Below are 12,651 nucleotides of genomic sequence, written 5' to 3' on the forward strand. Positions count from 1 at the left end.
CCGTTCAGCCTGCGGCGCCGCGTGGGGCCGCGTCCCGCAGCAGATCCCGCAGTTCCAGCGCCGCCGGGAGCGGGGCGGTGGCGGGCAGCGCGACATGTACGGTCCGGCGCGGGGCGAGGTCGCCGAGCCGGCAGACAGCGAGTCCGGCGGGGACCGCCCCGGCGGCCAGCGAGGGGACCAGCGCGACCCCCAGTCCGGCGGCCGCGTAGCCGAACTTGCCGGTCCACTCGGCGATCCTGGTGATCCGCTTGGGCTGGAAGCCGGCCCGTCCGCAGACCTCGGCGAGCATCATGGGCCGGTCGGCGGACACGTCCTGGAGCCAGGTCTCGTCGCGCAGTTCACACAGATCGACCGCCCCGGCTCCGGCCAGGCGGTGGTCGCGAGGGAGGACGACGAACAGTTCGTCCGTCAGCAGCACCTCGGTCGTGACGGCGTCGGCCGACGGCAGACGGGACGGGTAGTCGCTGACCACGGCCAGATCGAGCGCCCCCTCCGCCAGGCGACGCATCGACTCACGGGACCGGCCCTCGACCACGACGACCTCGACATCCGGCCTGGACCCCACGAACGCCCGCAGCGCGGCGGGCATCAACGAGATGTTGGCCGTGGCGAACGCCCCCACCCGGAGCCGGCCGCCCCGCCCGGCCCGGATCGAGGCCATCTCGTGCTCCGCGCCCGCCAGCTGTGCGAGCACCTCCACGGCGTGGCGGTGCAGCGCGTGGCCGGCCGGATTCAGCCGTACGCCCCGGGCGAGCCGTTCGAAGAGCGGGCCGCCCGACTCCTTCTCCAACGAGGCGATCCGCCGGGACACCGCCGACTGCGTGTAGTCGAGCCGGACCGCGGCCTTCGTGAACGATCCGGTTTCGGCCACCGTCACCAGCAGACGCAGCGCGTCGATCTCGAACACATTCCTCCCAGGCATGGCTCACATGCAATCTAGTCGCTGGTGGAATGCCTTGTCCGGACCTAGCGTCGACACGAGTTCGCGAGCTTCGAGACGAAGGACACGTCCATGGCAGCAGCACCGAACCGCCTGTCGCCCGAGGCCGCCGAACTGGCCGCCGCCCACCGACTCGGCGCGCTGGAAGGCACGTTCGCCCCCAAGCGCCTGAACAGACTGCTCTTCGCCCTCTACATCTTCACGACGCTCTACCTCCTGGCGATGCTCGTGATACCCGGCCTGCTGTTCTTCTGGTGGCTGCGCCGGCATCCGGACTTCAGCCGAGGACAGGCCGCCAAGCGTCTCCACCTGTTCGAGCACGGAATGATCGTGCACCCGCAGTCCGGCGACGGCGTGGTCGTCATCCGCTGGGACTCCGTACGGCTCTACCAGAACATCACCCAGAAGATCATCAACGGCATCCCGTCGACCACCGAGTACGTGTACTCCGCGGTGGGTCCGGGCCGGGACCACGCGACGATCACGCACTTCTACGAGGGCCCCGAGACCTGGGGCCCCCATATGCAGCAGGCCGTCCTCCAGGCGCAGGGCCCGGCGGCCCTGGAATCGATCCTGGCGGGCGAGAGGGTCGACTTCGGGGAATTCTCGCTCTCCCGCACCGGCCTGACCGCCCGGGGGAAGGGCCATCTCCCCTGGTCCGACATCCAGGAGATCCAAGTATCAGCGGGCTGGGTCAACGCCATGGGGACCGGTGGCTCCGGCCGCCGGTGCAGCGCCGCGGCCGGCGACATCGCGAACCTGTACGTCCTCCTGGCCGTCGCCCAGCACCTCTGCGCGGACAGCCCGTCGGCCTGAGGCGCCAGGCGCCGTCAGCCAGGTGGCGAGCGCCGTCAGCCGAGTCCGGCAACGGCGTCCGAGGGCTCCCGGACCCGCCGGATCACCAGCGCCATCAACGCCGCCATCGCGCACAGCGCCCCGGACGCGTACCAGACCACGTCGTACTTGCCGAACACGTCGCGCGCCACCCCGCCCAGGAACGCCACCAGCGCCGCGCCCACCTGATGGGACGCCAGCACCCAGCCGAAGACGATGGCGCTGTCCTCCCCGTACTGCTCGCGGCACAGGGCCAGCGTCGGCGGAACGGTGGCGACCCAGTCCAGGCCGTAGAAGACGATGAAGAACACCATCGGCGGGTGCACCGTCGGCGCCATCAGCATCGGCAGGAAGAGCAGCGAGACGCCGCGCAGCGCGTAGTAGACGGCGAGGAGCCGCCGGGCGTCGAAGCGGTCGGTGAGCCAGCCGGAGAAGACGGTGCCGATGATGTCGAAGACGCCGATGACGGCGAGCAACGAGGCGGCGGCGGTCACGGGCATGCCGTGGTCGTGGGCCGAGGGCACGAAGTGCGTACGGATCAGGCCGTTGGTCGAGGCCCCACAGATCGCGAACGTACCGGCCAGCAGCCAGAACGGTCCGGTGCGCGCCGCGTCGGTCAGTACGCGCAGGGTCCGCCGCGCCGCCCCGCGCGCGGGCGCCGGCCTCTCCACGTAGCTACCGCCGTACGGGGCGAGGCCCACGTCGGCCGGGTGGTCGCGGAGCAGGAACCAGACGAACGGGACGACGACCAGGGCCGCGAGCGCCACCGTCACCGAGGCGGGGCGCCAGCCGTGGTGCTCGACGATCCAGGCGCACAGCGGCAGGAAGACCAGTTGGCCGGAGGCGCCGGCCGCGGTGAGGATGCCGGTGACCAGGCCACGCCGGGCCACGAACCAGCGGTTGGTGACCGTGGCGGAGAACGCCATCGCCATGGAGCCGGTGCCCAGGCCGACGAGCACGCCCCAGTAGAGCATCAGCTGCCAGGAGGCCGTCATCCATACGCTGGCCAGCGCCCCGGTGGCCACGGTGGTGAGGGCGACGACGACCACCCGGCGGATGCCGAAGCGGTCCATCAGCGCGGCGGCGAACGGTGCGGTGAGCCCGTACAGCGCCATGTCGATGGAGACGGCGAGTCCGATCTCCCCGCGCGACCAGCCGAACCGCGCGTTGAGCGGCTCGATGAGGAGGCCGGGGAGGGAGTTGAACGCGGCGCCGCCGATGATCGTCACGAAGGTGACGGCGGCAACGATCCAGGCGCGGTGAACACGTCGGCGGGAAGGGCGCCCGGGGGCTGCCGGGACGGTGGCCTGCCGGTCGTCGTCCCGGGCGGCGCTTTCGGTTGTCTGGGTCACGTCACTCAGCATCGGGTCGCGACGCGCCTCCTCACGAGTGGCCGGAGGGACACCCTTCGAAGGAATCGGGCCACCGGGACGGTCGCTTCCGGCCCGGCCGGACGGGCCCATGTGCGCGTACGATCACCAGTCGGCCGACGAGCCGGGCCCGTCGGCCTCGTCGCGCGCCGATCCGGGGGGATCCCATGCAGTGGGCAGCACGCCAGCACTTCCACCACCGCTCCGCGCTGATGCAGACCTGGGGCGCTGTACTGCTGCTCATCGCCTGTGCCCTGTGGGTCTGGCTGGGCTTCCTGATGGCGGATCCGCAGGGCATGTACTGCTACCGCGGCATGTCGTCGGTGTGCGAGGTGGAGAGCGACGTGCCGAAGCAGCTGACCATCCTGGGGATCTCCGCGCCCCTGTCCGTCCTCGGTGCGGGGCTGCTGGTCGCCGGCAGTGTGCGCAGGCAGACCAGCGCCCATGTCTTCGAGATCATCGAGATGCAGAAGTCCGAGGAGCGCAGCCGGGAGAAGTGACCAGGGCCGTCACCGCCCAGGCGCACCCCGCTCCCACCGCGTACCAGAGCAGATCGGGTGCGTTGAAGGTCGAGCCGAGCACCAGCCGCGCCACCGTGCTGTGCCGGGAGAGCTCCGCCGGCACCCCGGTCAGCTGCAGCAGTTCCACCGCCCAGCTGAACGCCAGCCCCGTCCCGGCCACGACGGCCGGCCGCGCGCCGGGCGCGATCACGGCGACCAGGGCGCAGATCAGCACGGTGTAGAGCGCGTCCCCGGCGTACTTGGCGAGGTCGCCGTCCATGGACGCCCTGACGCCGAGCCCGGCGAGTACGGTCAGCGCCGCGGCGGCGGCCGCGACCGCACGGGCGCGCAGGGCCGTCCGGGCCCCCTTGCCCCCGGTCACGCGTTCCGCTCCAGCCGGCTGATCGGCCGGGCCACCAGCAGCACCGCCACCACCATCAGGTTGATCACCGCCCCGGCCAGCAGCACTTCGGGCGTGCCCACCCGGTCCGCGACCGGTCCGGCCAGTGCCCGGCCCGCCGCCAGCATCAGCAGCGAGCCCGCCACGTCGTACGCGTGCAGGCGGTTCAGCGCCTCGGGCGGCACATGGGTCTGGACCGTCGTCGACCACATCACCAGCCAGAACGCGAACGCCGCACCCGCCGCGAACTGCCCCGCCCCGAGCGCGAACACCGGCAGCCCGAGGCCCAGCACCAGCAGGTTCACACAGACCCCGGTCAGCGCGACCGCGCCCGCCGCGAGCGGGCGGCGGGGTCTCAGGCGCAGGGCGAGCAGCCCGCCGACGACGCTGCCCGCGCCGTTCACCGCCATCATCACGCCGTACGTCCCCGAGCCGTGCGCCTCGGTGACCTCGACCGCGGTGAGCGGCAGCATCGGGCCGAGCACCGTGAAGCCGTACACCGTCCAGATCGCGATCACTCCCCACAGCCAGCTGCGGGCCCGGAACTCCCGCCACCCGTCGACCAGTTCGGCGACGAAGCCGCCGCGCTGCGCCTCGTCCGAGGGGGCCGGGGCAAGCCGGAGCAGGAAGAGGCAGATGCCGGAGACCAGGAACGTCGACGCGTTCGCCGCGTAGACCGCCCCGGCGCTGGCCAGCCCGACGAGCATGCCCGCGAAGGCCGGGCCCGCCATGGTCATCAGCGCCTCGGAGACCCGCAGCACCGCGTTGGCCCGCTGCACGTCCGAGGCGACCCGGGGCACGGTCGAGGCAACGCCCGGCTGGAAGAGCGCGGCGCCCACCCCGGCCACGGCGCTGAGCGTGTAGACCGCCCACAGCGGCGGGTTCCCGGTGGCGAAGGAGAACGCCAGCACCGAGGCGCCGACCAGCCGCAGCACATCCGCGATGATCATCATCCGGCGCGGGGTGAACCGGTCCGCCAGTACGCCACCGAAGAGCACGAAGAGCGCCAGCGGCCCCATCCAGGCCGCGAGCGCGAACCCCACCGAGGAGTGCGGCCGGCCGGCGCCCAGCAGCCCCGCGGTGAGCGCCACCGGAATCATGCCGTCGCCGAAGAGCGCGGCGGTGCGGGCGACGAAGAAGAGCCGGAAGTTACGGTTCCAGAGCCCTTCCGACCGGCCGCTCCCCAGGCCCTCGTCCATCGTGCGCACCCCGGACGAACCGGCCAGAAGGGGCTGCGCACCGTCGCGTTCGACGGCGGGAATGTGCGGGTGTTCCGCTGACTTTTCCTTCACAGGAGTGACATGTATCAGGGTTGAGGTCTATACCACTAGGGGTGAAGGGAGTCCGCCAATGCCGCACCGAATCGCCGTCCTGGCCCTCGACGGGCTACTGCCCTTCGAACTGGGCATCCCCCAGCGGATATTCGGCCGCGCGTTCGGCATCGAGCCGCACGAGAAGGGCCGCGGCCTGTACGAAGTCGTGACCTGCTCCGTCCGCCCGCCGGGCCCGGTCCGTACCGACGCGGACTTCACGATCACCGTCGAACGCGGTCCCGAGGCCCTGGCCACCGCCGACACGGTGGTGGTTCCCGCCAGCTACGAACTCGGCCCCGTCTTCGACGAGGGCACGCTCACCGACGAACTGGCCGCCGCGTTCGCCCGCATCAGGCCGGGGACCCGAATGGTCTCCATCTGCACGGGCAGCTATGTGCTGGCCGCCGCCGGGTATCTCGACGGGCGCCCCGCCACCACCCACTGGTCGCACGCCGACCACTTCCAGCAGCTCTTCCCCGAGGTGCGGGTCGACCCCGACGTCCTGTTCATCGACGACGGGGACGTCCTGACCTCCGCCGGGGTCGCCGCCGGGATCGACCTCTGCCTGCACATCGTGCGCAGGGACCACGGCACCGCAGTCGCCAATGATGTCGCCCGCCGCACGGTCGTGCCCCCGCACCGGGACGGTGGACAGGCGCAGTACATCCAACGGCCCCTGCCCGAGGCCCGGTTCGCGACCACGACCACCGCGCGCAGTTGGGCGCTCGGGCGGCTGGAGCGCCCGATCCTGCTGCGCGACATGGCGCAGCAGGAGTCGATGAGCGTGCGCACCTTCACCCGGCGGTTCCGGGAGGAGGTCGGGGTCAGCCCCGTCCAGTGGCTGACCCGGCAGCGGGTCGAACGGGCCCGGCACCTGCTGGAGTCGACGGACCTGTCGATCGACCAGGTGGCGCGGGACGCGGGCTTCGGGACGCCCACGTCGCTGCGGCAGCACCTCCAGGCGGCGCTGGGGGTGTCCCCGACGGTGTACCGGCGCACGTTCCGCGCCGGGCGGACCTGAGGGGCGCCCGGCGCGAACGGTCAGAACACCAGCACGCCCCGGGCCACCCGGCCGTGGTGCGCGTCGTCCGCCGCCTTGGCGAAGTCCTCCACCGGGTAGGTGGTGGTGACGAGTTCGTCCAGGAGCAGCCGGCCCTCCCGGTACAGCTCCGCGTAGAGCGCGATGTCCCGCTGCGGGCGCGACGATCCGTACCGGCAGCCCAGGATCGACTTGTCCAGGAACAGCGACGAGACGAGGAACGACGCCTCCGCCGTGGCCGCCGGGACGCCGAGCAGGACCGCCTGGCCGTGCCGGTCCAGCAGGTCGATCGCGGTACGGATCAGTTCCGCACGGCCCACGCACTCGAAGGCGTGGTCGGCGCCGTTCGGCAGGATGTCCCGCACGCCCTCCGCCGAGGTCAGGAAGTGTGTCGCGCCGAACTGCCGGGCCGCCGCCTCCTTCGCCGGGTTGGCGTCGACGGCGACGATCGTCAGCGCGCCCGCGATCCGGGCGCCCTGGATCACGTTGAGCCCGATGCCACCGGTGCCGATCACCACGACCGTGTCGCCCCGGTCGACCTTCGCCCGGTTGAGCACGGCGCCGACGCCCGTCAGCACCCCGCAGCCGATCAGGGCCGCCGAGGTCAGCGGCAGATCGTCCGGGATCTTCACCGCCTGCACGGCCTTGACCAGGGTCCGTTCGGCGAAGGCCGAGTTGGAGGCGAACTGGTACAGCGGCTTCCCGCGCCGCGTGAACGGCTGACCCGGCATCCCGATCGCCTTGCGGCACATGGTCGGGCGTCCCCGGTCGCACTGGGCGCACGCCCCGCAGTTGGCCAGCGTGGACAGCGACACGTGGTCGCCGGGCGCCACATGACGGACGCCGGCGCCGACCGCTTCCACCACCCCCGCGCCCTCGTGCCCGAGCACCACCGGTGACGGGAACGGAATCGTCCCGTCGATCACCGAGAGGTCGCTGTGGCAGAGCCCGGCCGCGGCCACCGCCACCAGCACCTCGCCGGGTCCCGGATCGCGTATCTCCAGGTCGTCGACGACCTCGGTCCGCTTGCCGTCGAAGACGACGCCTCTCATCTCGGCTCCCTCGGTAGGCCGAGCACCCGCTCGGCGATGATGTTCCGCTGGATCTCGTCCGAGCCGCCGTAGATGGTGTCGGACCGGGTGAACAGGAACAGGCGCTGTGCCTCGTCGAGTCCGTACGGTTCCTTCGCCGACCAGTCGTCCGGGCCGACGGCCGCCGCCGTACCCCTGATCTGCACGGCCAGCTCGCCCAGGCGCTGGTGCCAGCCGCCCCAGAGCAGTTTCGCCACACTGGGCGCGCCGGGGTCGCCGGTGGAGCCGAGGGTGCGCAGGGCGTTCCAGCGCATGGTCCGCAGCTGTGCCCACTGCCGTACGAGGCGTTCGCGCAGGACCGGGTCGGTGACGGCGCCGCTGTCGACGGCGGCCCGGACCACCCGGTCCAGCTCGGCGGCGAAGCCGATCTGCTGGACGAGCGTGGAGACGCCGCGCTCCAGGGCCAGCAGCCCCATGGCGACCGTCCAGCCGTTGCCCTCGCCGCCGACGCACTCCTCGGCGTGCGCCCCGTCGAAGAAGACCTCGTTGAACTCGCTGGTCCCGGACATCTGGCGGATCGGCCGCACCTCGATCCTGCCGGGCTGGTCCATCGGTACGAGGAGGAACGACAGGCCGTGGTGGCGGCGGGAGCCGGGCTCGGTGCGGGCCAGCACGAAGCACCAGTCGGCCTCCTTCGCCAGTGACGTCCAGATCTTCTGCCCGGTCACCCGGTGGCCGCCGCCGCTCCGGTCGGGCACGGCGGCGGTGCGCACCGCGGCGAGGTCCGATCCGGCGTCCGGCTCGCTGTAGCCCTGGCACCAGAGCGCTTCGCCCCGCGCCACGGCGGGCAGGAAGCGCCGCTGCTGCTCCTCGCTGCCGTAGGCGATCAGGGTCGGGGCGAGGAGGTTCTCGCCGATGTGGCCGACCCGGGCGGGGGCGTCGGCGCGGGCGTACTCCTCGGCCCAGACGACCTGTTGGGTGAGGCTCGCGCGGCGGTTGCCGTGGCCGGTGCCGTGGTCGTCCCAGCCGAGGCCGATCCACCCGTACCCGCCGAGTTCGCGCTCCCAGGCGCGGCGGACCGCGACGCCCTCGTGCTCGCTGCCGGGACCGCCGGTGCCGGCCGCCGCCGCGTACTCGCCCACGAGGTGCTCTTCCAGCCAGCCGCGTGCTTCCGCGCGGAAGGCGGCGTCGTCGGGGCCGAAGCTGAAGTCCACGGGTGCCTCCTGCTGTTGCCGCTCGCCGTCCAGGGCCTCACGCGTTCGGGCGCGCCTTCGCCGCGGCCGCCGCGGCCATCTCCTCCAGCCGGGCCAGCATCGGCATCGGGTCGGTGCCCACCGTCCCCGGCAGGAAGTCCGCGATCCGCTCCGGGGTCCACGCCCCCTCGACGTACCCGGCCCGCAGCTCCCTGGGCTGGGCCCAGACCGCGATCTTGGGCCCCGCGACCGTGTACACCTGGCCGGTGATCTTCTCCTGGCGGGCCCGTTCGCTGAGCAGGTAGACGACGAGCGCCGCCACGTCCTCCGGCTCGCCGATCTCCTTGAGCTCCATGGGGACGTTGGCGGACATCCGGGTGCGGGCGACCGGGGCGACGGCGTTGGCCGTGACTCCGTACTTGTGCAGGCCGAGCGCCGCGCTCCGCACCAGCGAGATGATCCCGCCCTTCGCGGCGCTGTAGTTGGCCTGGGCGACGCTGCCCTGGTGGTTGCCGCTGGTGAAGCCGATCAGCGTGCCGCCGCCCTCCTGCTTGCGCATCACCGCCGACGCGGCCCGGAAGACGGTGAAGGTGCCCTTGAGGTGGGTGGCGACCACCGGGTCCCACTCCTCCTCGGACATGTTGAACAGCATCCGTTCCCGCAGGATGCCGGCCACGCAGACGACCCCGTCGATCCGCCCGAACCGGGCGAGCGCCGTGTCCACGATCCGCTGGCCGCCCGCCATCGTGGAGATGTCGTCGGCGACCGCCACCGCCTCGCCGTCCGCCGCCCCGATCTCCTTGACGACCGACTCGGCCACCTCGCTGCTCGGTTCGCCGCCCTCGATGGAGACGCCGAAGTCGTTGACGACGACCCTCGCCCCCTCGGCCGCCGCCGCGAGCGCGACCGCCCGCCCGATGCCACGCCCGGCACCCGTGACGGCCACCACCTTGCCTGCCAAGAAGTTCCCCATGCCCGGCCCCTTCCCGCGGTTTCTGACGGACCGTTAGATTTTATGGGCCATCAGGTCCACGAGCACAAGCCCCAGGAGGCGCCATGTCATTGCCGGCCGAGTTCCACGACATCGCCAAGCGGGTCAGCAACTGGGGCCGCTGGGGCGCCGACGACGAGATCGGGACGCTCAACCTGATCGCCGACGCCGTCGTACGCGAGGCGGCCGCCACCGTCCGCACCGGTCTGCGGATCCCGCTCGCGCTCCCCCTCCAGCAGGACGGGGTGCAGAGCGGGCTGATCCCCGGGCGGATCAATCCGCTGCACACCATGATCCAGATCAACCAGGAGCTCTTCGGCCCCGGCACCGTCGCCACCAGCGACGACACCGCGGTCCTGAGCCTGCAGACGGCCACCCACTGGGACGCGCTGACCCATGCCTCGCACTCGGGGAAGATCTACAACGGCCGCCCGGCATCGACGATCACCGCCCACGGCGGCGCGCAGTTCAGCGGGATCGACAAGGCGCCGCACATCGTCTCGCGCGGGGTGCTGCTCGACGTGGCGCGCGCGCACGGCGTGGACCGGCTGCCCGGCGGCCACGCCGTCACACCGGAGGACCTGGACGCGGCCGAGGAACTGGCGGGGGTACGGGTCCGGTCCGGCGACATCGTGCTCGTACGGACCGGGCAGGTGCAGGTGTATCTGGCGGGCGACAAGCACGCGTACGGCTATCCGTCGCCCGGCCTGTCCCTCCGGACGCCCGAGTGGTTCCGCGCGCGCGATGTGGCGGCGGTCGCCAACGACACCCTGACCTTCGAGATCTTCCCGCCGGAGATCGAGGATCTGTGGCTGGGCGTGCACGCGCTGGACCTGGTCGAGATGGGCATGCTGCAGGGCCAGAACTGGAATCTGGAGGCGCTGTCCACAGCCTGTGCACAGGAGAAGCGGTACGCCTTCCTGCTCTCCGCCATGCCGGAGCCGTTCACCGGCGCGACCGGCACCCCGGTGGCGCCGGTCGCGGTCCTGTGACGGGACCGGCCGACGCCGGACAGCAGCCCGAACGAACTGCTTTAACCTTTATGCAAGGTTCGTAACGGCTCGTGACACCTTGTGCGCATCACGGGCCGCGTCCCCCGCGCGGGGCGCGGCGCCCTGCGCGCCGGAGTGCAGCGGCAGCTGAATCAGCGGCGCACCCCGGTCGACCTCGCACCAGATGCGCTTGCCCGCACCCTCCGGCTGCCAGCCCCAGCGGTCGGCGAGGCCGTCGACCAGCTCCAGGCCCCGGCCGTTGGTGTCCTCGCCCGCCGCGTGGCGCTGCTGCGGCGGCCGACAGCTGCTGTCGGCCACCTCGACCCGGACGGTCCCGGCCGAGCCGGTCAGGCCGAACAGCATGCGCAGCACCGCCGGGCACCCGGTGTGCACCACCGCATTGGTGACCAGCTCCGAGATCAGCAGGATGAGCGTCTCGGCCAGTGGCTCGTCGTCCCTTATCCCTGACCCGACCAGTCTCGACCGGGCCCATCTACGGGCCCGCCCGACCTCCGCGGGATCCGGCCCGACCTCCAGCTGAACCTGAAGCACCTGCACCGCTCACACCATCCGAACCGGCGGACACATCGCCTCGCGCCTCCTCGGGGTCACGGAACGTGATTCCCCTGCGAGACAGCATGGTTGACGTACAGTCACCGCAACAAGCGCTTCGGGCATATTCCAGCGCGAAGGAGTACGCGTGATGCATACTGTGCGACGCACGTTGCGGGGAGTCGAACAGAGGCGCGTCGAGGCCGTGTGAACCGCCTCCCGGGCGAGCCCGGCACCTCTGCCTGGAACGCGAGCAGGGCACCGTTCCGGACCCGGAGTCGCCGCAGGGGCAACACCCGGATCGCCCGGTTCCAGTTCCTGTCGCATCCAACGGAGCGTACCCGAGCCCGGCACCGACTCCACCCCGTGACGGATGACATGAAATCCGGAAACCGGAGCCGACGCCCGCCGACTGCACTGCGTAACTCCGCAGCGTGAGGCTCGCACCCCTGCCTGTCACCTGCGTGCGCCGCGCATTCAGCCGCCGCCCGGCACCCGAAGCCTGAACGGAACCCGTCCGACTTCAGCACAGGTCCCCCGCAAGCACCTCCTCGGCCGCCGCCGCCGTCAGCCACTGCCCGGACCGCAGCCAGGCCCGCTTGAGGTGCAGGTGAACATCTGCCTCCCAGGTGAAGCCCATGCCGCCGTGCACCTGGAGGCAGTCACGCGCGTTGCGGACCGCCGCGTCGTCGGCGAGCAGTTTGGCGCCCGCGATCTCCACCGGGTCCGTGGTCACGGCCGCCGCGTACACGGCACAGCGGGCCAGTTCGGCGCGGACCAGCATCCCTGCGCACAGATGTTTGACCGCCTGGAAGGAGCCGATCGGCGATCCGAACTGCTCGCGTTCACCGGCGTGTTGAACGGCCATCTCGGTCGTCCGGGCGGCGCTGCCGAGCTGTTCGGCGGCGGCCAGCAGGGCACCCTCGTCGCGCAGCCGCCCGCCCCGGGGCAGCGGCTCGCCCGCCTCCACCGGATCCGCGACCCGCCACAGCGGCGTGAACGGGTCGATCGAACGTACGGGGGTGGCGGCGTCCCGCACCCCAGCGGCGTCCCGCACCCGGGCGACGTTCACCGACGCGGCGCCGGACGCCCGCGACCCGTCCCCGGGGCCCAGCACCAGCAGCGCGTCCGCCTCCCCGAGGTGTGCCACCGGCTGCCCCGGGTCGAGCACGGCGACCACCGTCCCGCCCTGCGCCGCGCCCTTCACCCGGCCGGCCGCGAGGTGGGTGGCGATCAGCGGTCCGGGCAGCAGCGAACGCCCCGCCTCCTCGAAGAGCAGGACCGCTTCGGGCAGCCCGAGCCCGACGCCGCCCTCCGCCTCCGGCAGCCGCAGCGCGAAGAACCCGGCTTCGCCGAGCTCCCGCCACAGCGCCCGGTCGATGCCCGTACCGCCGTCGAGTGCCGCCCGCATCCGGTCCCTGCCGAAGCGCCCGGCGAGGAGTTCCCGCACCCCCGCCCGCAGGGCCCGCTGGTCGTCCGAGAGCTGGAAGTCCATG

At 72.2% G+C, this 12,651-nt stretch carries 13 protein-coding genes; 4 read left to right on the top strand and 9 right to left on the bottom strand.

Going from position 1 to position 12,651, the window contains the following annotated elements; all coding sequences use genetic code 11:
* Positions 1-4: 4 nt before the first annotated feature.
* On the bottom strand, positions 5-907 hold the full coding sequence (locus tag OHA19_RS17380) for a LysR family transcriptional regulator (protein ID WP_405721751.1): 903 nt from the start codon (positions 905-907) through the stop codon (positions 5-7).
* 105 nt (positions 908-1,012) lie between these two features.
* On the opposite strand from OHA19_RS17380, the gene OHA19_RS17385 reads away from it, so the two are divergent.
* A complete protein-coding gene (locus OHA19_RS17385) occupies positions 1,013-1,756 on the top strand; it encodes a DUF6585 family protein (RefSeq protein WP_405715574.1) in 744 nt (247 codons plus the stop codon).
* Between the two features lie 35 nt (positions 1,757-1,791).
* Here OHA19_RS17385 and OHA19_RS17390 read toward each other — a convergent pair whose 3' ends face one another.
* On the bottom strand, positions 1,792-3,126 hold the full coding sequence (locus tag OHA19_RS17390; RefSeq protein WP_405715572.1) for an MFS transporter: 1,335 nt from the start codon (positions 3,124-3,126) through the stop codon (positions 1,792-1,794).
* A gap of 185 nt (positions 3,127-3,311) precedes the next feature.
* Between OHA19_RS17390 and OHA19_RS17395 the strand changes: the two genes are divergently transcribed.
* A complete protein-coding gene (locus OHA19_RS17395; RefSeq protein WP_405715570.1) occupies positions 3,312-3,644 on the top strand; it encodes a hypothetical protein in 333 nt (110 codons plus the stop codon).
* On the opposite strand, the gene OHA19_RS17400 is transcribed toward OHA19_RS17395, so the two are convergent.
* Positions 3,601-4,026, bottom strand: a complete 426-nt coding sequence (locus OHA19_RS17400) for a DUF2809 domain-containing protein (protein WP_405715568.1) — start codon at positions 4,024-4,026, stop codon at positions 3,601-3,603. The two genes, OHA19_RS17395 and OHA19_RS17400, sit on opposite strands and share 44 nt — an antisense overlap.
* Positions 4,023-5,243, bottom strand: a complete 1,221-nt coding sequence (locus OHA19_RS17405; protein ID WP_405721749.1) for an MFS transporter — start codon at positions 5,241-5,243, stop codon at positions 4,023-4,025. Before OHA19_RS17405 ends, OHA19_RS17400 begins: the two co-directional genes overlap by 4 nt.
* A gap of 151 nt (positions 5,244-5,394) precedes the next feature.
* Here OHA19_RS17405 and OHA19_RS17410 point away from each other — a divergent pair, with 151 nt between their 5' ends.
* Entirely contained in the window at positions 5,395-6,378 is a 984-nt protein-coding gene (locus OHA19_RS17410; RefSeq protein WP_405715566.1) for a GlxA family transcriptional regulator, read from the top strand.
* A 20-nt stretch (positions 6,379-6,398) separates the two neighbouring features.
* Here the strand turns inward: OHA19_RS17410 and OHA19_RS17415 are convergent, their stop codons facing one another.
* Genes OHA19_RS17415 through OHA19_RS17425 form a run of 3 tightly spaced genes read right to left on the bottom strand, consistent with a single transcriptional unit; the run spans position 6,399 to position 9,593 of the window.
* On the bottom strand, positions 6,399-7,448 hold the full coding sequence (locus OHA19_RS17415; protein ID WP_405715564.1) for a Zn-dependent alcohol dehydrogenase: 1,050 nt from the start codon (positions 7,446-7,448) through the stop codon (positions 6,399-6,401).
* Positions 7,445-8,641: an acyl-CoA dehydrogenase family protein gene (locus tag OHA19_RS17420; RefSeq protein WP_405750691.1), complete on the bottom strand. Its 1,197-nt coding sequence runs from the start codon at positions 8,639-8,641 to the stop codon at positions 7,445-7,447. The genes OHA19_RS17415 and OHA19_RS17420 overlap by 4 nt, the downstream gene beginning before the upstream one ends.
* A 37-nt stretch (positions 8,642-8,678) precedes the next feature.
* Entirely contained in the window at positions 8,679-9,593 is a 915-nt protein-coding gene (locus OHA19_RS17425) for an SDR family oxidoreductase (protein ID WP_405715560.1), read from the bottom strand.
* A gap of 83 nt (positions 9,594-9,676) precedes the next feature.
* Here OHA19_RS17425 and OHA19_RS17430 point away from each other — a divergent pair, with 83 nt between their 5' ends.
* On the top strand, positions 9,677-10,603 hold the full coding sequence (locus OHA19_RS17430) for a cyclase family protein (protein WP_405715558.1): 927 nt from the start codon (positions 9,677-9,679) through the stop codon (positions 10,601-10,603).
* A 48-nt stretch (positions 10,604-10,651) separates the two neighbouring features.
* Here the strand turns inward: OHA19_RS17430 and OHA19_RS17435 are convergent, their stop codons facing one another.
* Together OHA19_RS17435 and OHA19_RS17440 are read right to left on the bottom strand one after the other, a co-directional pair.
* Positions 10,652-11,161, bottom strand: coding sequence for an ATP-binding protein (locus tag OHA19_RS17435; RefSeq protein WP_405715555.1), 510 nt, complete (start codon positions 11,159-11,161; stop codon positions 10,652-10,654).
* A 517-nt stretch (positions 11,162-11,678) separates the two neighbouring features.
* Entirely contained in the window at positions 11,679-12,650 is a 972-nt protein-coding gene (locus OHA19_RS17440) for an acyl-CoA dehydrogenase family protein (RefSeq protein WP_405750693.1), read from the bottom strand.
* Position 12,651 lies beyond the last annotated feature (1 nt).

Origin of the sequence: Streptomyces sp. NBC_00012, from assembly GCF_045040875.1 — a bacterium.
Lineage (GTDB): Bacteria > Actinomycetota > Actinomycetes > Streptomycetales > Streptomycetaceae > Streptomyces.

Excerpts from the sequence above, each read along its gene's own strand:
- OHA19_RS17385 (WP_405715574.1), top strand. The coding sequence starts at position 1,013 with ATGGCAGCAGCACCGAACCGCCTGTCGCCCGAGGCCGCCGAACTGGCC.
- OHA19_RS17395 (WP_405715570.1), top strand. The coding sequence starts at position 3,312 with ATGCAGTGGGCAGCACGCCAGCACTTCCACCACCGCTCCGCGCTGATG.
- OHA19_RS17405 (WP_405721749.1), bottom strand. The coding sequence starts at position 5,243 with ATGGACGAGGGCCTGGGGAGCGGCCGGTCGGAAGGGCTCTGGAACCGT.
- OHA19_RS17410 (WP_405715566.1), top strand. The coding sequence starts at position 5,395 with ATGCCGCACCGAATCGCCGTCCTGGCCCTCGACGGGCTACTGCCCTTC.
- OHA19_RS17415 (WP_405715564.1), bottom strand. The coding sequence starts at position 7,448 with ATGAGAGGCGTCGTCTTCGACGGCAAGCGGACCGAGGTCGTCGACGAC.
- OHA19_RS17425 (WP_405715560.1), bottom strand. The coding sequence starts at position 9,593 with ATGGGGAACTTCTTGGCAGGCAAGGTGGTGGCCGTCACGGGTGCCGGG.
- OHA19_RS17430 (WP_405715558.1), top strand. The coding sequence starts at position 9,677 with ATGTCATTGCCGGCCGAGTTCCACGACATCGCCAAGCGGGTCAGCAAC.
- OHA19_RS17440 (WP_405750693.1), bottom strand. The coding sequence starts at position 12,650 with ATGGACTTCCAGCTCTCGGACGACCAGCGGGCCCTGCGGGCGGGGGTG.